The sequence below is a fragment of the Bartonella sp. SL320 genome (assembly GCF_059687635.1).
Genome location: NZ_CM185143.1, coordinates 672,501 through 692,052 on the forward strand (window position 1 = coordinate 672,501; position 19,552 = coordinate 692,052).

A 19,552-nucleotide genomic window follows, 5' to 3' on the forward strand; every position below is an offset into this window, starting at 1 on the left:
CATTATCATTTAGGCATTGTTATTGTTTTAATCATTTGGTTGAAACAATCCTTTGAATGAATGGTAGAGATTATAGAATGAATATTGGCAATGAGAACGATCAAGTGTCTTAAGGGCATTTGGTGGATGCCTTGGCATGCACAGGCGATGAAGGACGTGATACGCTGCGATAAGCTACGGGGAGGTGCGAATACCCTTTGATCCGTAGATTTCCGAATGGGGCAACCCACCTTTGATGGCTAGAAAAATTAAGCTGTTTTTAAAAACAGTTTAATTTTCTAGTCGTCATAAAAAGGTATCTACACCTGAATAAAATAGGGTGTAAGAAGCAAACGCAGGGAACTGAAACATCTAAGTACCTGTAGGAAAGGACATCAAACGAGACTCCGTTAGTAGTGGCGAGCGAAAGCGGACCAGGCCAGTGGCTTGAAGAAAGAAAAGTAGAATCGACTGGAAAGTCGAACCAAAGTGGGTGATAGTCCCGTATACGTAACTCTTCTTTAAGTCCTTGAGTAGGGCGGGACACGCGAAATCCTGTCTGAATATGGGTCGACCACGATCCAAGCCTAAGTACTCGTGCATGACCGATAGCGAACCAGTACCGTGAGGGAAAGGTGAAAAGTACCCCGACAAGGGGAGTGAAAAAGTACCTGAAACCGAATGCCTACAAACAGTCGGAGCCCAAGATTAGTTCTGGGTGACGGCGTACCTTTTGTATAATGGGTCAGCGACTTAGTCCAACGAGCAAGCTTAAGCCGGTAGGTGTAGGCGTAGCGAAAGCGAGTCTGAATAGGGCGTTCAGTTCGTTGGATTAGACCCGAAACCGAGTGATCTAGCCATGAGCAGGCTGAAGGTAAGGTAACACTTACTGAAGGGCCGAACCCGTATCTGTTGCAATAGATTGGGATGACTTGTGGCTAGGGGTGAAAGGCCAATCAAACTCGGAAATAGCTGGTTCTCCGCGAAATCTATTTAGGTAGAGCGTTAGTCGAATTCTCCAGGGGGTAGAGCACTGGATGGGCTAGGGGTCCTCACCGGATTACCAAACCTAACCAAACTCCGAATACCTGGAAGAACTAACTAGCAGACACACGGCGGGTGCTAACGTCCGTCGTGGAGAGGGAAACAACCCTGACCACCATCTAAGGTCCCCAAGTTATGGCTAAGTGGGAAAGGATGTGAGGATCCCAAAACAACCAGGATGTTGGCTTAGAAGCAGCCACCATTTAAAGAAAGCGTAACAGCTCACTGGTCTAAATAAGGGTCCCTGCGCCGAAAATGTAACGGGGCTAAAGCCATACACCGAAGCTGTGGATTTACTCCTTCTGGAGTAAGTGGTAGCGGAGCGTTCCGTAAGCCTGTGAAGGGAGACTCGTGAGAGCTCCTGGAGGTATCGGAAGTGAGAATGCTGACATGAGTAACGATAAAGGGAGTGAGAGACTCCCTCGCCGAAAGTCCAAGGGTTCCTGCTTAAAGTTAATCTGAGCAGGGTTAGTCGGCCCCTAAGGCGAGGCCGAAAGGCGTAGTCGATGGGAACCACGTTAATATTCGTGGACCTGTGGGTAGTGACGGATTGCGTGTATTGTAAGGTCTTATTGGATTGATCTTGCAGTGAAGCAGTTCCAGGAAATAGCTCCCACATATAGACCGTACCCGAAACCGACACAGGTGGACTGGTAGAGAATACTAAGGCGCTTGAGAGAACTACGTTGAAGGAACTCGGCAAATTGCACGCGTAACTTCGGAAGAAGCGTGACCCTTTAGTGGGCAACCATTAGAGGGTGGCACAGACCAGGGGGTAGCGACTGTTTACCAAAAACACAGGGCTCTGCGAAGTCGCAAGACGACGTATAGGGTCTGACGCCTGCCCGGTGCTGGAAGGTTAAGAGGAGATGTGCAAGCATTGAATTGAAGCCCCAGTAAACGGCGGCCGTAACTATAACGGTCCTAAGGTAGCGAAATTCCTTGTCGGGTAAGTTCCGACCTGCACGAATGGCGTAACGACTTCCCCGCTGTCTCCAACGTAGACTCAGTGAAATTGAATTCCCCGTGAAGATGCGGGGTTCCTGCGGTTAGACGGAAAGACCCCGTGCACCTTTACTATAGCTTTACACTGGCATTTGTGTCTGTATGTGTAGGATAGGTGGTAGACTTTGAAGCAGGGGCGCCAGCCTTTGTGGAGTCATCCTTGAAATACCACCCTTACCGATATGGATGTCTAACCGCAGTCCGTTATCCGGATTCGGGACCGTGTATGGTGGGTAGTTTGACTGGGGCGGTCGCCTCCTAAAGAGTAACGGAGGCGCGCGATGGTAGGCTCAAAACGGTCGGAAATCGTTTGTTGAGTGCAATGGCATAAGCCTGCCTGACTGTGAGACTGACAAGTCGAGCAGAGTCGAAAGACGGTCATAGTGATCCGGTGGTCCCGTGTGGAAGGGCCATCGCTCAACGGATAAAAGGTACGCCGGGGATAACAGGCTGATGACCCCCAAGAGTCCATATCGACGGGGTTGTTTGGCACCTCGATGTCGACTCATCGCATCCTGGGGCTGGAGCAGGTCCCAAGGGTATGGCTGTTCGCCATTTAAAGCGGTACGTGAGTTGGGTTCAGAACGTCGTGAGACAGTTCGGTCCCTATCTGCCGTGGGTGTTGGAATATTGACAGGACCTGTCCCTAGTACGAGAGGACCGGGATGGACGTATCTCTGGTGGACCTGTTGTGGCGCCAGCCGCATAGCAGGGTAGCTATATACGGACGAGATAACCGCTGAAGGCATCTAAGCGGGAAACTCACCTGAAAACTAGTATTCCCTGAGAACCGTGGTAGACCACCACGTTGATAGGTCAGGTGTGGAAGTGTGGTAACACATGAAGCTTACTGATACTAATCGTTCGATCGACTTGATCGTTCCCATTTCTCATATTCATTCTGAAAATATAATATACCCAGCTTCTCAATCTTATGCATTTTGCTGACTTGGTGGTTATGGCGGAGTGAACGCACCCGATCCCATCCCGAACTCGGCCGTGAAACGCTCCAGCGCTGATGGTACTTTGCCTTAAGGCACGGGAGAGTAAGTCGCTGCCAGGTCTGCTAAATGCATAAAATATTCTCAAAACTTTTTAATAAAAATATAATATAATAAAACATTATAAATACACTCTGTAGACAACAAAAAACTCTTGTTTTAATATAATAACGCGGGGTGGAGCAGCCCGGTAGCTCGTCAGGCTCATAACCTGAAGGCCGCAGGTTCAAATCCTGCCCCCGCAACCAAATCTCAATAATCAATAACTTAAAAAAACTCCTCAATAAAATCGCTCAATTAAAAATGATCCAACATGTTTCCAGATCTCAAAAAATAGTGCTGAAAAAAATGATGACGCTACAAAAAGCATTCTCCAGAACTCATAAATCATAGGGAAATCAGCATACCCTTCTAATGTCTATATCCTTGCTCTCTTCGCAGCAAAATAATGCTCAATTCAATGGCAAATAAACCTACCTGAAAGCTATCATTGGGGAAAGTTATGGTGAAAGCCTTCATGCTCAGAGCATGGAGAAAATAAATCCTAAATCAAAACAATAAAAGATGCCCATCCTATTTTACATCACCTATCATATTGCTTAAGTCAGTCAGGGCCAGTCCAAAATAAAACTTTTATGTGTGTCGTAAAAATACGAGCATTCCCCGAAAAATCATCAGTGTTTAAAAATCCTCGCGACAATGAAGAAAATAAAAAATTAGTACCTTCTCTCTCTTCATTGTATTCTCTATAATTCCCACTCAGAAGACGTAAATAACGGGGGGGCGGGGGAGACATGCAAAATAATTTGCGTAAGAAGATTTGCAGTTTGAAACTCAAAATGCTCCTTTAAGTTCATGCTCTTGTTGCTTCTTTATCGTTTGAAATGCCTTCCTATCTTTCGCTAAAGCAGAAAATAGCAACAGTGGACTTTATAGCCTATGAGTGCTGAAACCTCTCTTAACTATGAGAGGGAATGGATCAACTGTAAAGCTGGCTAAATTTGTTGCAAATAGGATATCTTACAAACGTTTCCATGTTCACATCATTGTGCTTAAGGAAAAGCCGAGAGGGCAAAAAAAATGATTGATCCGTTAAAAATGCTTAAGTACATGAAGCATAGGTGTTATGAGAATTATCTTTTGAGGGAGATACGCTATGCATTTATCAGATGACTGGTGTGCTCAGGATATGATTTTCCATGTCACAGTGTGTGGCAGCGCGATGCTTGAGAGATAGTATTTATGGAGTGTAGGGGGGGAGTGTGCTGGTGGTTTAGCGTACATTGAAATGCATGTTTAGATTCTATAGGTCTTTTCAAAGATGCTTACATGCCATATGGCAATATGTATTGAGCTATTTATGGCGAAGTATAGCTCTAAGTTTTTAGAGATTTTCCAAGAGCATATTTATACAATCTTCCCTCTCATCTTTTAGAAAAGCGGTTAGAGGCGTAATGGAGTATCATTGACAGGGGGTGATTAATGTTAGAGCTTAAGGAGCCTAGCGGGTTTTAAAGATAAAGGTTGGGGCTAAAGTTCCAGCCTATTGGTATTTTTCAACTAAAGCACATGCTCTATGATCTCATGCATCGTTGCAAATGTTATGGTGTTTCACAAAATATTTCATAAATTTGCGTTTTTTTCCTTACGTGCGGAGGAGAGTACGAGGCAAAACAGTAAAAATGCAGCAATAGAGAAGAGGAAAAATAGGAGATATGTTTGGTTGAGGGAAAGAACTTCTGTTGTTAGCGTATGGAGCAAATAGCCTGCGAACACACCGCCCAAAGCCCCACCTATTTGCTGTAATAGGCGTGTGATAACGGCTGTATCTTTAACGTATAAACGATCGACATATTGAATGGGGGCGGATAGGCATACAATGGTGGTAATACCAAGCCCTATACCTCTTAGTAAGAAACCCAATCCATCGATGCTTATTGTATAGCCAAAGCATAATAAGCCAAAGCTTGAGATTAACAGACCAATTCCTATCATGAAAAAGGGAGATTTTTCTTTCCATTTCTGGTAAATAAATTTTCTACCAATCCATGCGCCAACCCCTTGTAGAGCAAGGAGGACACCAATGATGAGAAGGCTTGTTTCATGGGGCTTTTCTAAGGCAATTGCTAGGGGGTAATAAACAAGAAAACTATAAAAAAGAAAGGAGGCAATCAGTCCCATGATCATGAGCAATGTGTAGCGTACATTGGTAAATCCGCTAAAGACAATTAATTTGTTTTTTGCTTTTTGATTAGAAACAATGAAGAATATGAGAGAGATGATCGCTATCAGGGCTATGAGAGAGAGCGTGTTGTTGTTATGGCTGTTTCCAGCTTCTGTGAGATAAAAAAATGAAATAAGGGATAGAGAAAAGGCTAAAAATGCCAGTACGTTAAATTTTGTTTTTACTGTTTCATTGGTTTTTAAATGTTTTATTCCAATGGCGATGGCTAATAAAATAAGTGGAATATTGATAAAAAATAACAAACGCCAAGAGACATATTGAGCAATGGAAGCACCAACAAGCGGTCCAAAGGCAGGAGCAAAAACCGTTGGTACGGCGATTGTCCCCATGGCTTGGCGAACGCGATCTTGTCCAAATTGTAAGGCAATAATGGTTTGGCTTAAGGGTAATAAAAGACCTGTTCCAAAGCCTTGAATGATACGGGCAGAGATAATGCTTTGAAAATCATAGCTTAATCCAACCCCTAGTGATCCAAGCATAAAAATGCCGTTTGCAAGCAGCCAAGTTTTTTTAACGCCTATTCTCCCCTGCACAAAAGCGGCTATCAAAAGTCCTGGAACGGTGGCGAGAAAATAGGAGGTTACAACCCATTGTATATTATTTTCTTGCACTGAAAAATAATTGGCAAGTCTGGGGAGGATGACATTCACAATGCTCCCATCGAGCAAGGGCAATATGCTAGAGATGATGACGGTATAGATGACGGACTTTTCTGATTTTGTATAAGAGTCTCTTTTTTGCATTGTTATGCTCCCCCTGCTTGATAGTCTTTACAATATTGGCTCTGTCCCACAAATCACAGGTTTTGAGAATAACCCTCTGTTTGTAAAGGCTGTGTTATTGGCATGAATGTCATTGGGAGTGCTGACGGTTTCCCCCAATGCTTATCCCCTTTGGCTATCCTCTTGTATACCCCCCTTTGTAAACTCTTGTTTAAGCAGATCTCAAAGAGTTTATCGAGGAGTCTATTGACTGTCAATTCTCTCTGCATGAAAGCAAAACAGAGCCTCCACAAAAGTGTAAGGCTCTGCTCCAAAGGTCAAAAGGTTTGTAGTTCTTATAAGATCTGGTCCGATTTTACAGAGTTTGTTCGCATTCTGGTGTGAGATTCATGAAGGGAAAATGTTAGGATCAATCTGTTTCGTTTATCGAGCGTATTTTTTATGATGTTTTTTGACGTAACTCTAAGATATACATTGCAAGGGCAGAGGCGGCATTAACAACTAAGCACGCATGACGCGGTTTGAGGTTGATATTTCGAAAGTTTGCTTCCGAGCGACCATGGGATGCACCTTTTTTGTTTCTTAGATTCATGGTCCCTTGCACCACTTGGTAGAGACCAGATGCAATCATTTTTAAGTCTTTTGGATCCAGATCGTTTAAGTTTTTTTTCTCCATATCTTTTGGACGAATCTCAGCATGTTTTACGACTTGTGCCCATAAAGCGGGCAGCGTGCTGGTTGTTTCTTTATATGAGATAGAGTGGTGGTCGAGATAAACTTTACAAGATGCCTCCAATAGATTTGCTGCACGTACAACTGAACCCTTTGGATCTTTTTCTATTTGTTCTAATGCTCTCTTTATTTCAGTGTCTACGGCTAATAGCCCGTTCTTTGCAACTTCTTTTTGCAATTCTTCTATAGAGAGAAAGCCTGCTTTTGTAATATACCCTTCACGGTGATATTCTAATCCAGTTTTCTCTAAAGTTTTTAGAACTTTACATTTATCTTCCTTTAGCTGGGGATTTTTGTGAGGATAATAATAATGCTCTTTGTTCATAAAATCCGCAAGAAGATTGCTAAGAATTTCAAGTGGTTCATCGCATTCCGTGTTTATGGCTTGGAGCCGTTTCTTGGTTTTAAAGACTTTGCTATCTTCTTCTGTTTCATCAGGAGCAGGGAAGTTAAAAAATAAGTGGTTTAACTCTTTCTTCGTATAATGGTCTGAAAATATTTGAGGGAGTAGTCCAATGATTGCAGGAGGGATTTTGTTTTTCTGAGATGTGTTTTGCGAGGATGATAAGTCCATTGTATGCCTTTATAGTATTTAAAAGTGCCGTGTGGAGTGGTTTTGAGAATATGATCTTTATTGTGTGATCTTTGGTAAAAGATCTCACACATCGTATTGCGCTTCATATAAGAATTTTGCGTAAAAAATACTCTATCATGTTTTAAAAAATTTTTATTTTTTTACGGTGTGTCTTATAAGGGGGAAGATGATTTGTGATTGAAAATGAGGAAATGCTCAGGCGCATAATACTTGAAATGAAGGTGCCTATTAGGTTTCTTAAAAAGCTCTACCATTCCATATCTGATACTGTTTTCATCGTTTTAGAGGCAAAGAGCATAAAAAAAAGCTGCACCATTTGTGCAGCTTTTTTTATGCTTGTTTGTTTTGCTTTAGAGGGACAAGTTTTTAAAGCTTGAAAACATCCTTACGACTTCTGTAGCCATAATAACCACAAATGCTTGAAATTATGGCGCCTATCAGACTTCCTAAAAAGCCCCACCATCCCATATGTGATGCTGTGTTCGTGACTTTATCAGCCATGTGAAGAGCATCTTTTGCTTGAGCATCAAGCTTTTGAGATAAGCTATCGGCTTGTTGTTCTAGAGCTTTGAGGGCTTGTTCTGTTTTTTCCTCTGCACTTTGATAAAGTTGAACAGCGCTGGTGGTTGCCTTTTGTGCATCTGCACGGCTCATGCCATTGTTCATCAGGGCTTTGATAATATCGCTTTGATTCAATTTTTCTGTTAAAGCTTCTAGGTGATTGGAAAGGCTATCCCCTAGATTTTTCAAAGTGGTGCGATAATGCGAAGGATCATTTTTGAAAGCGGCTATCGCAGAACCAATATCATTGAGTGCTGCCTGATAGGTTTGTTTCAAACGCTCAGGATTGAGAGCCGGAATATCGCTTTTCTTGAGAAGAGAGCGTAATTCATTGTCAAGTTGGTCAAAATTAATCTCATTGTCATTTTTTGTTGCAAAAAACTTTGCAAAATCCTCGCTGTTTAATTTTGAAAGGAGGGAGGGGAGGCTGTCGAGAGTTTGTTCTATCATAGAAGTGCTTTTTCCAACCGCTTTAGCGCTTAAGTTTGCTGTGCTTGAAACCACATGAATGGCTTGGAGCGTCATCAGCAATGTTACAAGAGCCCAAGTGAGAAAGCCGTGAATAGTGCCAGAGATTTCAGCAAAACGCCCCGCCACAAAGCCTCCACTTGCAAGGCTTATCACCATAACGATAAGAGAGCCAATACCCATTGAGAGGAAAGAACCTCTAAAAGGAGAGGACGAGGTAAAGTCCATTTGGCTAAAACCTAACGCTGCAATGAGAAAAGAGAGGCAGATTGAAACAGCAAGAGCTGTCACCAGTCCAGCAAAAATGGCGGACCATGAAATAGGGGTATAAAAGAATGAATATTTTGTTTCTCGAGATGTTTCACTGAAAAAATTCGTATCGAAAGCTGTGTCTTCAGGAATGCGGGTTTCCATGTTTTATCTCCTTGAATATGCTGGAGATACAATGTCTTTTTGCCAATTATGTTCCAAAGTTTATGCCTCATCATGGATAAATGAGCCACGATCAAGGTGAATAGGAAAGATCTAAAATTTAAGATTGAGAGCCTTATGGTGGAGTGTTTTTTTAACTTTCTTTTAATTTATCGAGATTTTTTTTGATCAGAGATAAAGGGGGCGTGAAAGAGATAAGGTGGGGGGCTTTGAGGTCATTGAACGGAATCATCATGACAACGTCTTGATTGATAAACATGCGATAAGTCTTATGAATGGGAATATCCTTCATAAGCAAAAGCAGAATTTTTCTATGAGAGGAATAGTATGAAAGTGCTTTCTTTGTGTTTTGAGGATTGTATTCTTTTGACAAATGTTTTTCTTTTTGATTGTATCAAAAAGTTTAAAGAGAGACCGTGTTAGGATATCAAATGTTTTGTTCAGCTTTTTTTAAAAATAGTGAAAAATATGGACCCCTTTGTGTTGGTTTTGATCCGAGTCATAAAGTTTTGCAATCATGGAATTTGAGCCTCGATTATAAGGGGCTAAAAGATTTTTGTGATATCCTCTTAACAGCGGTTGTGGGGAAGGTCGGGATAATAAAGCCGCAGGTTGCGTTTTTTGAATTGTATGGTGTGGAGGGGCTTCAAGTTCTTAAAGAACTCATTGAAAATGCACAAAAACAAGGTTTGTTGGTTTTGGCTGATACTAAAAGAGGAGATATCGGTTCTACGGCTGAAGCTTACGGTAGCGCTTGGCTTGGTGCTAAGAGTCCTTTCAAAGCCGATGCTATGACCGTCAATCCTTTTTTAGGGTTTGATGCTCTCATTCCTTTGATAAAGATTGCAGAAGAAACAGAAACAGCGGTTTTTATGGTTGTTCAATCGTCGAATCCAGAGGGAAGGCACATTCGAAATGCCCGCATTGGGGATCAAACGGTTTCCGTTCATTTGGCACAGCGTATTTATGACTATAATCGCCAATCTTCAAGTCAATATCGCCATATTGGACCTATCGGAGCAGTGATTGGCGCAACATTAGGTCGTGACGCAAAAGAGACAATTGAATCGTTAGAAAATAGCTTGTTTCTTGTGCCAGGCATTGGGGCTCAAGGGGGAACAATAACACAATTAACTCAGCAGTTTCCTCAAAGGCTATGGCCGAATATTATTCCTTCAATTTCAAGGTCGATTACAGAGGTTGGTCCAAAGAGTGCTGATTTAAAAAATGTCATTCATCATTTTGCTGAGCAATCTAAAAACACGCTTCTCTCTTAAATTTTTGGCTCTTGCTCTAAGGGGAATTGGGGGGGAAATACTTAAAGATAAAAATAACAATGCTTCTTATGACCTCTTTCACGTGTCAAGAGTTTTTGCAACATTGAGGGATGTTATAAGCGTATGAGCGGCTTGCAGCTTATATTTGGGGTATCAGAGGGAGGGATGTATCATGGACTTTATTCTTTTTATGAAGACTTTATTTTTGCACTCAGAGGACATTATGCGAACATCATGATACGATTCATAAGATTATTTATGAAATAAATGTGAGAGCATAGAGAGCTATTTTTAAAACAAGGGGGGACAATTGGTCATATTGGGCGATAGAATGATGTTCTTTATTGTGGGTGTTTTGTTTTGTGGGGGGCGTGACCTTATGCAGGGTATTTTTTAAAGGTTGCTTTAAGACGGTTGTTTTTGTCAAATCAAAGCCTCTAACATGTTGTTAAAAGCTTTAAGAGCGATAAAGTCATTGCAGCGTTTGTTTCTATGGGATAATGGTTATCCGTAAACACATATTGTTGCTAGAGAATAACATGTCATTAAAACAAGAAAAAACCAAAGCCCGTTTACCCCGTGGTTTTGTGGATCGTACAAGTGCGCAATTGTATGCTACTGACACCATGATTGCACAAATTCGTGAAGTTTATGAACTTTACGGTTTTGAAGCGCTTGAAACGCCCATTTTTGAATATACTGATGTATTGGGAAAGTTCTTACCTGATTCAGATCGTCCCAATGCAGGGGTTTTTTCGCTCCAAGATGATGATGAACAATGGATGTCTTTGCGTTATGACCTGACGGCTCCTCTTGCGCGTTATTTTGCTGAAAATTTTGAAACCTTACCAAAACCCTATCGCAGTTATCGGTTGGGGTTTGTTTTTCGCAATGAAAAGCCTGGACCAGGGCGGTTTCGGCAGTTTATGCAATTTGATGCGGATATTGTTGGAACACCAACCGTTGCAGCAGATGCTGAAATTTGCATGATGGCAGCCGATAGTTTGGAAAAATTAGGTATTGCACGCCATGATTATGCTATTCGTTTGAATAACCGAAAAATTTTGGAAAGTGTTTTGCAGTTGATTGGTTTAGAAGAAACGGAGCAACTTGAAAAGCGCTTAACTGTTCTTCGAGCCATGGATAAATTGGATAAATTTGGTCCTGAAGGTGTCCGTTTGCTTTTAGGCAAGGGACGTTTGGATGAAAGTGGTGATTTTACAAAAGGCGCAGAGCTTCGTGATAAAGAGATTGAATATATTCTTTCTTTACTTACCGTTGAAGCAAAAACGGCAGAAGAAACGCTTGATGCTTTAAGAAAAATCGTTGGTCAGAGTGCGCAAGGGCTTGAAGGGGTTCGCGAGCTTGAGGAAATGCAAACAGTTTTTGCGGCTAATGGGTATCACGAGCGCATTAAAATTGACCCTTCGGTGGTGCGTGGATTGGAATATTATACGGGACCTGTTTTTGAAGCAGTATTGCTTTTTGATGTTCTCAATGATGATGGGCAAAAAGTAGTTTTTGGCTCTGTTGGGGGTGGGGGGCGTTATGATGGATTGGTCGCGCGTTTTCGCGGGGAAAATATTCCGGCAACAGGTTTTTCCATAGGGATTTCTCGTTTGATTGCTGCTTTGCAAAACCTTGAAAAATTGCCCGTGAAAAATACGCTTGGACCTGTTGTGGTGCTGATGATGGATAAAGAGCCAGAAGCTGTTGCACGCTATCAGAAAATGGTGATGCAATTGCGAAATGCGGGAATTTGTGCGGAACTTTATGTGGGGGCCGCAGGAATGAAAGCGCAGATGAAATATGCTGATCGACGTAAAGCTCCTTGTGTGGTTATTCAAGGATCACAAGAACGTGAGAATGGAAAAATACAGATTAAAGATTTGATTGAAGGAACCCGTTTGTCTCAGGAAATTAAGGATAATCAAACATGGCGTGAAAGCCGTCCTGCACAAGTTATGGTTGATGAAGAGCAATTGGTGCAAACAGTAAAAGATATTTTGGCATCCCAAAGGCGGTAAGGGTGTAAGGCAATTGGCTGTAACATTGCAGGCTTTAAGTTTTGGACTTTATCGCGTTGTTTTCCTAAAAGAGCTTGTGCTTTTGTTCTTGCTTGTCAATCAACCGCCAACCTAAAGCAGTCCACATGTTGTGAGACAAAGATTAAAACAGATTAAGAGCTCTGTGAGCTGTTTTCAGCTTTTGTATGCCAGATGGAAGCGGAAGTATTGGGTTTCTTTAGTTTGTGTCATCTCTAAAATCGGCGGACTGCCTCATCGGGGGGAGAAGACCTAAAGGTAAAAACCAATGTTTCTTCTTTACCATTATTCTTTCGTTTGACTTTATGGTTTTCAAAAGCATCTAGAGCAATATCTTTTAGATAATGAAGATAATGCATTGTCTTTTATTTATCGCGTATCTTTCATGGGGGTGACTTTCATGTAAAATAGAACGCCCAAAATGGAATATGAAGATATAGGTCTGTTACATATTCACGAGCTTGTTTTAAAGCGACGTTTCTCAAAGTGCACATCATGTCTCTTTCATAGGCGGCACCCATGAATGCTATAACGATAAAGCTCCCACGAAATAATATAAAAGTCATTGAGCTTCCATCTTTATGCTTTTAAAGGAGCAAGACGGCACTATCACACGACTTTTTCAGCTCTCAAATGTTGTGGACCACTCCTTGGCATTTCTCGACGATTTCATGAAAAGGCATTGTTATTGCACAGTTTTTACCCACATCCTCCTCCGTTTATGACGTGCAAGTAAGTGATTTTTATTGATTCAATGAGAAACAGATTTGAAATGAGAAATATTCCGATATTTCAGGGGCGAGCGCAAGTTGAATAACGTTTAAATGATCATTATCAATCAAAATATTATTATAAATAGATGTTTTAAAAAAACATAAACGACACAAATTTTCCTGTTTTAGAAAAATTTGTGTCGTAAAATTTCAATCAGCGATTTTGCGTTGGAATTAGTTTTTCAAAGCTTTTAAAATATGTTGTGGTGAAGAAACTTCATAAGGATCTGTTGCACAATTGTCTGAAAAACCTGCTTCTTCAAACCATTGTTCAATCACACCATCATTAATAACAGCAGCATAGCGCCATGATCGCATGCCGAAACCAACATTGTCTTTTGCAACCAGCATACCCATTTTGCGTGTGAATTCACCAGAACCATCGGGAATTAATTTTACGTTTTTGATATTTTGTGTTTTTCCCCAAGCATTCATAACAAAAGCATCATTGACGGAAAGGCAATAAATTTCATCAATACCGGCTTGTTTAAATTCATCATAGAGTTTTTCAAAGTCAGGCAGCTGAAAGGTTGAGCACGTGGGGGTAAAAGCGCCAGGAAGAGAAAAAAGGATAACACGTTTTCCTTTAAAGTAAGCATCGCTTTTCACTTCTTGCCACCGATAAGGGTTATCCCCACTCACTGATTCATCGCGGACACGTGTGTGAAATGTGACATTGGGAACGGTTTTTTTCATCATATGGAGGCTCCTATATTTTTTACGAAAATTGTGTTTTAAAATAGCCTTCATCTTTAAAAGCATATGGAAAGGAGCGTTTTAAATCAAAGGGCTTCTTTAAAAATTCTTAATTCTCATGAGTGTGCAAATATTTCACACCTGCGTCAAGTGGAATTAATGGTCGACTTTGAATACTCTTCATCTTAAAACTAAAGGAAAGAGTATGAAGGTATTGCCATGACCATAAAGACAGTTTTGACCACAGCTTTTGAAGGGCAAAAACCAGGAACATCTGGTTTGCGTAAAAAGGTATCTGTTTTTCAACAACCCCATTATGTGGAAAATTTTATACAGTCTCTTTTTGATAACATTGGACCTCTTGAAGGAAAAATGTTGATTCTTGGGGGAGATGGGCGCACTTTTAATCGGACTCTGCTTCAGATTGTTTTGAAGATGGCCGCAGCGCATGGTGTTTCTCGCATTAAAGTAGGAAAGGGGGGGATTTTCTACCCCTGCTGTTTCGCATCTTATTCGTAAATACCACGCGCATGGTGGCATTATTCTTTCCGCAAGCCATAATCCTGGGGGGGTAGATGGAGATTGTGGGATCAAATACAATATTTCCAATGGTGGACCAGCGCCTAATGCTTTATGTGAAGCTATTTTTACAACATCACAACGTCTTTCTTTTTATAAAATTTTTGAAGCTTCAGATGTGGATTTAGATCGGCAAGGGATGACCTTTATGGGAGCTATGCAGATCGAGATTATTGATCCTGTTGCCGATTATGTTGCTTTGATGCAGGAGATTTTTGACTTTGACTGTATTGCCAAAGCCGTGGCGGGTGGTTTGACTTTACGGTTTGATGCTATGCATGCGGTAACAGGGCCTTATGCTCATGAAATTTTTGAAAAATGCTTAGGATTTTCTAAAGGGACGGTGGTTAATGGTCTTCCTTTACCAGATTTTGGAGGCGGTCATCCAGATCCCAATTTGGTTTATGCTAAGCCTCTTTACGATTTATTGATGTCAGAGCAAGGACCAGATCTTGGTGCGGCATCTGATGGGGATGGCGATCGTAATCTCATTATTGGACGTGGGCAATTTGTTTCGCCTTCGGATTCTTTAGCGATTATGGTTGAGCATGCTCATCTTATTAAAGGATATCAAAAAGGTGTGGTGGGGGTTGCACGGTCTATGCCAACAACGCCTGCTGCGGATTTGGTGGCTGAAAAATGCGGCTTAAACTTTTTTGAAACACCAACGGGGTGGAAGTTTTTTGGGACGTTGTTGGATGCGGGAAAAGTAACCTTTTGTGGTGAAGAAAGCTTTGGAACGGGCTCTCATCACATCCGCGAAAAAGATGGCTTATGGGCTGTCTTATTTTGGTTAAATCTTTTAGCACTAACAGGAAAGTCGGTTGCACAAATTGTTCAAGAGCATTGGCGCAGCTATGGGCGCTTTTATGCACTGCGTCATGATTATGAAGAAGTTGAAGAAGACAAAGCTTTGGCACTCCTAGAGCACTTGCGGGAGAACTTACCAAAAGCTGGAACAGAAATTGCGGGATTTTTGGTCAAAAAAGCAGATGATTTTACTTATCATGATCCTGTTGATCAAAGTGTGAGTACGCGGCAGGGTATCCGTATTTTTTTCGAAAATGGTGCGCGGTTGGTAGTTCGTTTATCGGGAACAGGGACGCTTGGCGCTACTTTACGGCTTTATTTTGAACAATATGAAGGTGATCCGCGCAAACATAATTTAAATCCGCAAGAAGTTCTTCAACCTTTGCAACAGGTGGCACTAAAACTGTTAAACATACAACAAGAATTGGGGCGAGATCACCCTGATATTATCACATGAGATCATTGGAATATTGATATCCAATGATGTCTGGTAGTTTGATAGAAATGCTTTTTTAAGAAAGACATAGAGGAATGCTCTTTATGTCAAATAAAATATTATCATTGTTGCAATTGCATATATTTATTTTAGAGAAGATGCGTTTAAATTTTTCATCTTATCATATGCAAGCGAAAGGCTTGGGCTCATTCAATATAAGGGGGTTTGAAAGAATCTTACGGTATTCGAAGGCTCTTATTGAATATATAAAATCATTGACTATGCTTATAAAGCAATAGGTTCTCTAACATTATAATCGTTGTCTTTCTTTAAAAAGAAAAGGTCAAGTTGGGCACATCAATTTCTTGTTTTTTGTTACTGTTTTTAGCTTTTGAGAGCGGTGATAAGATATTCTTTTTTAATGTATGTTATCCATTACTTCACTTCATTGGTCATATGTTAGGAAATGATTTTGCTTGATTGATGAGAAGGAATGACAATACGTGAATCTTATGATGAGGAAATTTCAGTTGAAAAATGTTCAATCATCCTTATCAACACATTCTATTGTATAAGATGATTGCATGCATGCATACCGTTTGAGAGGGGGATATCTTAGAGAAATGTTTTTTTTAATAATAGACAATAAACACTTCTTGCTTTATGACCGGTTATCATGAATGGTTTTTCTTTTAAAAGGGGAGTTTATGACTCAATATCCCAAATGTCCTCATTGTGATTGTCCTTATACTTATGAAGAGGGTGAAAATTTTGTGTGTCCTGAATGTGCGCATGAATGGTCTCAAAAAAATGACGATACTGTTCTTGCCGAGATTGTTTATGATGCCAATGGTCAAATCTTGACAAACGGCGATACCATTATGGTAATAAAAGATCTCAAAGTAAAAGGCGCTTCCTCTGTTTTAAAAGGTGGGACGAAAGTCAAGAATATTCGCTTGGTGGATGGGGATCATAATATTGATTGCAAAATTCCTGGGATTGGTCAGATGAGTTTAAAGTCGGAGTTTGTTAAAAAAGTTTAAGTCTTTATCCTCTTGCCATTGTTGTTACTTATCGTTGTTTTTTTATTTTTATATTTATCTCCGATAAGGGCTATTTTTCCCAAGAGAGTTGTTTTCTTTTTTTAAAGATTATACCAATCAAATAAATATATTTTATCTCGAGATATAAAAGTCCTATCTTTCTTGCCAGAGAAATAGCTGTCTTTTTTTCAAACAGGTTAGTTGGTTAAGGACGAGATGTTCATTGATAAGAAAATAGTCGTGCACGCTTTATAAGAAAAAAACACCGTAAAGTGAGAAACTGACAACGGCTGAAGAGAAGAAGCATTCTCACTTTTTGTTAGCTTATTTCCAACACAACCCTCATAGATCTGGCTTTGATGTATGAATCTTTATAAGTCTTGATACCTTTGGCCTCTTAATTGATAAAGATGAGATTGAAGGGGATAAGTCTGTACTCTGTCTTATACTCTTTTCTTTTGCTGTAACGGATCTTTATTTTTTTGGGGTAAACTTGCATGAAAAGTTCATGAGGCAAATTAAGTTTAAAGTGCGCTCCTGCCCATGTATTATCTTTGCATGTCTGTGATGGATTCGTTGAAATGATGCCTTGAAAGGGGCAAAATCATTTTAAATTCCATGGGGTAAGGGATAAGGAAAGCTTTATCATTTTCTCATTTTTTTGAAGCCATATGGTATTTTTATGGCGGCATGGATTCCGTCTAAAATGATCGAGGATAAAATAGTGTAAGATCTTCGCACTCCATGTTTGTTTTAAGCCTTGTTGAAGAAAGACATGAGTTGTTGTTTTATCTATTTCAAGGCCAATATTTATTGTGGCATGGCTTCAACACCTAAAACTTCAGGGATAAAATGGCGTAAAAGATTTTCAATACCATGTTTGAGCGTTGCCGTTGAAGAGGGACAGCCAGCGCAGGCGCCCCGCATATTGAGGTAAACAATACCATTTTCAAAGCCGCGAAAAGTAATATCGCCACCATCATTAGCAACGGCTGGGCGAATACGTGTTTCAAGCAGTTCTTTAATGGTTAGGACAATATCTGTGTCTTTTTCGTCATAAAATTCCTCGTTAAGGGCATGGGCTTGTGCTTGTGTTGTCGCACTTTGGGTGATGACAGGCTCATTGGATAGAAAATGTTCCATAATTGTGCCTAAAATGACAGGTTTGAGATGTTGCCATTCTCCCTCTGTTTTGCTTACGGTAATGAAGTCATAGCCTAAAAAGACACCATTGATATTGGGAATATTAAATAGCTTAGCTGCTAAAGGTGAGTTTTTAGCCGCTTCTTCACGGTCACGAAATTCTAACACACCCTCAGACAGGACCACGCGTCCTGGTAGAAATTTAAGTGTTGCAGGGTTTGGGGTGGTTTCAGTTTGAATAAACATTGTCTCTCCTTTATTATGAAGGATTAGATAAGATCATTGCATTTTAAAATATCATATTTTTTAGGCAATAGATTGAATATCTTCATCGGCAAGATTGCTGGGAATGACAATGACAGGGATTGAAAAAGCTGTTCCTTTATTTCCGATTAATTGAACAAGGGGACCTGGTCCTTCTGTATGTCCACTGGCGGCTAAAACAATCAGTGCAATCCTTTTATCTTCGTCGATTAGTTTAGAAATTTCATCAATTTTTTTTCCTTCACGCACCACTATTTCTGTTTCAAGCGCATGGGAGGCGCGGACTTCACTGGCAATGTCTCCTAATATTTTATGAGCACTTTGCGTTGATTCTGTACGCATAACATTATTGACACCCAGAAAATGTTGAAATTCTACACTATCAACAATACAAAGCAAGACCAATGTTCTATTGGTATTTTGGGCATGTTGTGCGGCAAAAGCAACGGCACGCCGACATTCTGGAGTTTCATCGATGATGACGAGGTTTTTTTTCTTGGGTTCTTTTTTCGGATTTTTGGGGTTAGAAATCATGCACTTTCTCTATTTTGTACAAACGATTTTTTTGCTCTCTACAGTTTGTTAAATTTGTTGTTTTTATGTATTGTGCAAAAATCCAACTATTTCACGAATTTTTTTCATATTTTCTTCTGCGAGCATACTAGCACGTTCTGCGCCATCATGCAAAACAGAGTCAATATAACTGCTTTCTTGGTGAAGTCGACGTAATTCTTCTGTTATGGGTGCAAGCTTATGGACGGCGAGGTCGGCTAGAGCTGTTTTAAAATGTGAAAATTGTTGACCAGAAAACTCTAAAAGAACCTTTTCTTTGTTGATTTTGGCAAGGGCAGCATAAATACCAAGCAGATTATCAACTTCTGGTCGTTCTTTTAAAGCAGAAAGGGAATCTGGAAGAGGCGCGGAATCCGTTTTGGCTTTGCGTATTTTTTTGGCGATAAGATCAGCATCATCGGTTAAATTAATGCGTGAGAAATCTGAAGGATCTGATTTTGACATTTTTTTTGTTGCATCACGCAAGGACATCACGCGGGTGGCTGTTGTCCCAATCAGTGCTTCTGGAAGAGGGAAAAAGCCTTGTCTTTTTTCTTCATCCGTTTGCTTAGAGATGCCCAAATTTAAGTCAGCAATACGGTCTGCATAATCATTGTTAAATTTTTGTGCAATATCGCGTGTGAGTTCAACATGCTGTTTTTGATCTTCACCCACCGGCACATGTGTTGCTCGATAGACTAAAATATCAGCAGCCATTAACGTGGGATATGCAAAAAGCCCAAGGGATGCTTTTTCGCGGTCTTTTCCTGCTTTATCTTTAAATTGGGTCATACGTTGAAGCCAGCCGATACGGGCAACACAATTTAGAATCCAGGCGAGTTCAGCATGTTGAAAAACACGGGACTGGTTAAAAATAATGTGTTTTTTGGGATCAATACCGGCGGCTAGAAAGGCGGCTGTCACTGTTCTGGTGGATTCGCGTAAAATCACGGGATTGGGATTGACTGTGAGTGCATGCATATCCACAACACAATAGAGGCAGTGATAAGCGTTTTGCAATTCAACCCAATTTTGAAGGGCTCCAAGATAATTGCCAAGATGTAAATGACCACTCGGTTGTACGCCGGAAAAGACAAGGGGGGTGAAGGTATCCATAGGAGTGTGCTTTCTTTCATTCAAGGTTATTGGT

The 19,552-nt window shown here is 40.7% G+C and carries 10 protein-coding genes, 1 tRNA gene, 2 rRNA genes and 1 pseudogene; 7 read left to right on the forward strand and 7 right to left on the reverse strand.

Annotated elements, in window-relative coordinates:
* Window positions 1–98 precede the first annotated feature (98 nt).
* The 3 genes from AC6ER8_RS02720 to AC6ER8_RS02730 all read left to right on the forward strand — a co-directional run bounded on the left by AC6ER8_RS02720 (window position 99) and on the right by AC6ER8_RS02730 (window position 3,277).
* Window positions 99–2,909, forward strand: a 23S ribosomal RNA gene (locus AC6ER8_RS02720).
* A gap of 67 nt (window positions 2,910–2,976) precedes the next feature.
* Window positions 2,977–3,091, forward strand: a 5S ribosomal RNA gene (gene rrf, locus AC6ER8_RS02725).
* 109 nt (window positions 3,092–3,200) lie between these two features.
* Window positions 3,201–3,277 (forward strand) — tRNA-Met (locus AC6ER8_RS02730).
* A 1,375-nt stretch (window positions 3,278–4,652) separates the two neighbouring features.
* Here the strand turns inward: AC6ER8_RS02730 and AC6ER8_RS02735 are convergent.
* The 3 genes from AC6ER8_RS02735 to AC6ER8_RS02745 all read right to left on the reverse strand — a co-directional run bounded on the left by AC6ER8_RS02735 (window position 4,653) and on the right by AC6ER8_RS02745 (window position 8,766).
* Window positions 4,653–6,017 carry an MFS transporter gene (locus AC6ER8_RS02735; RefSeq protein WP_497079118.1) on the reverse strand — a complete coding sequence of 455 codons (1,365 nt, stop codon included), beginning with the start codon at window positions 6,015–6,017 and terminating at the stop codon, window positions 4,653–4,655.
* Window positions 6,018–6,435: 418 nt separating this feature from the next.
* On the reverse strand, window positions 6,436–7,302 hold the full coding sequence (locus tag AC6ER8_RS02740) for an abortive infection family protein (protein ID WP_497079120.1): 867 nt from the start codon (window positions 7,300–7,302) through the stop codon (window positions 6,436–6,438).
* Between the two features lie 387 nt (window positions 7,303–7,689).
* A complete protein-coding gene (locus tag AC6ER8_RS02745) occupies window positions 7,690–8,766 on the reverse strand; it encodes a YrzE family protein (protein ID WP_497079122.1) in 1,077 nt (358 codons plus the stop codon).
* Between the two features lie 449 nt (window positions 8,767–9,215).
* Between AC6ER8_RS02745 and pyrF the strand changes: the two genes are divergently transcribed.
* Window positions 9,216–10,061: an orotidine-5'-phosphate decarboxylase gene (gene pyrF, locus AC6ER8_RS02750; protein WP_497079578.1), complete on the forward strand. Its 846-nt coding sequence runs from the start codon at window positions 9,216–9,218 to the stop codon at window positions 10,059–10,061.
* 539 nt (window positions 10,062–10,600) lie between these two features.
* Window positions 10,601–12,088: a histidine--tRNA ligase gene (hisS, locus tag AC6ER8_RS02755; RefSeq protein WP_497079124.1), complete on the forward strand. Its 1,488-nt coding sequence runs from the start codon at window positions 10,601–10,603 to the stop codon at window positions 12,086–12,088.
* 965 nt (window positions 12,089–13,053) lie between these two features.
* Here hisS and AC6ER8_RS02760 read toward each other — a convergent pair.
* Window positions 13,054–13,578 carry a peroxiredoxin gene (locus AC6ER8_RS02760; RefSeq protein ID WP_497079126.1) on the reverse strand — a complete coding sequence of 175 codons (525 nt, stop codon included), beginning with the start codon at window positions 13,576–13,578 and terminating at the stop codon, window positions 13,054–13,056.
* A 216-nt stretch (window positions 13,579–13,794) separates the two neighbouring features.
* On the opposite strand from AC6ER8_RS02760, the pseudogene AC6ER8_RS02765 reads away from it, so the two are divergent.
* A pseudogene (locus AC6ER8_RS02765) lies at window positions 13,795–15,421 on the forward strand (alpha-D-glucose phosphate-specific phosphoglucomutase).
* Window positions 15,422–16,107: 686 nt separating this feature from the next.
* Window positions 16,108–16,443, forward strand: coding sequence for a zinc ribbon domain-containing protein YjdM (locus AC6ER8_RS02770; protein WP_497079128.1), 336 nt, complete (start codon window positions 16,108–16,110; stop codon window positions 16,441–16,443).
* Between the two features lie 810 nt (window positions 16,444–17,253).
* On the opposite strand, the gene AC6ER8_RS02775 is transcribed toward AC6ER8_RS02770, so the two are convergent.
* The 3 genes from AC6ER8_RS02775 to trpS all read right to left on the reverse strand — a co-directional run bounded on the left by AC6ER8_RS02775 (window position 17,254) and on the right by trpS (window position 19,518).
* Window positions 17,254–17,832, reverse strand: a complete 579-nt coding sequence (locus AC6ER8_RS02775; protein ID WP_497079130.1) for a NifU family protein — start codon at window positions 17,830–17,832, stop codon at window positions 17,254–17,256.
* Between the two features lie 60 nt (window positions 17,833–17,892).
* Entirely contained in the window at window positions 17,893–18,384 is a 492-nt protein-coding gene (locus AC6ER8_RS02780; protein ID WP_497079132.1) for a universal stress protein, read from the reverse strand.
* Window positions 18,385–18,447: 63 nt separating this feature from the next.
* Entirely contained in the window at window positions 18,448–19,518 is a 1,071-nt protein-coding gene (gene trpS / locus AC6ER8_RS02785; RefSeq protein ID WP_497079134.1) for a tryptophan--tRNA ligase, read from the reverse strand.
* Between the last annotated feature and the right edge of the window lie 34 nt (window positions 19,519–19,552).

Bases quoted from the DNA above. Each gene is read 5' to 3' on its own strand.
- AC6ER8_RS02735 (WP_497079118.1), bottom strand. From the start codon at position 6,017: ATGCAAAAAAGAGACTCTTATACAAAATCAGAAAAGTCCGTCATCTAT.
- AC6ER8_RS02740 (WP_497079120.1), bottom strand. From the start codon at position 7,302: ATGGACTTATCATCCTCGCAAAACACATCTCAGAAAAACAAAATCCCT.
- AC6ER8_RS02745 (WP_497079122.1), bottom strand. From the start codon at position 8,766: ATGGAAACCCGCATTCCTGAAGACACAGCTTTCGATACGAATTTTTTC.
- pyrF (WP_497079578.1), top strand. From the start codon at position 9,216: ATGTTTTGTTCAGCTTTTTTTAAAAATAGTGAAAAATATGGACCCCTT.
- hisS (WP_497079124.1), top strand. From the start codon at position 10,601: ATGTCATTAAAACAAGAAAAAACCAAAGCCCGTTTACCCCGTGGTTTT.
- AC6ER8_RS02760 (WP_497079126.1), bottom strand. From the start codon at position 13,578: ATGATGAAAAAAACCGTTCCCAATGTCACATTTCACACACGTGTCCGC.
- AC6ER8_RS02770 (WP_497079128.1), top strand. From the start codon at position 16,108: ATGACTCAATATCCCAAATGTCCTCATTGTGATTGTCCTTATACTTAT.
- AC6ER8_RS02775 (WP_497079130.1), bottom strand. From the start codon at position 17,832: ATGTTTATTCAAACTGAAACCACCCCAAACCCTGCAACACTTAAATTT.
- AC6ER8_RS02780 (WP_497079132.1), bottom strand. From the start codon at position 18,384: ATGATTTCTAACCCCAAAAATCCGAAAAAAGAACCCAAGAAAAAAAAC.
- trpS (WP_497079134.1), bottom strand. From the start codon at position 19,518: ATGGATACCTTCACCCCCCTTGTCTTTTCCGGCGTACAACCGAGTGGT.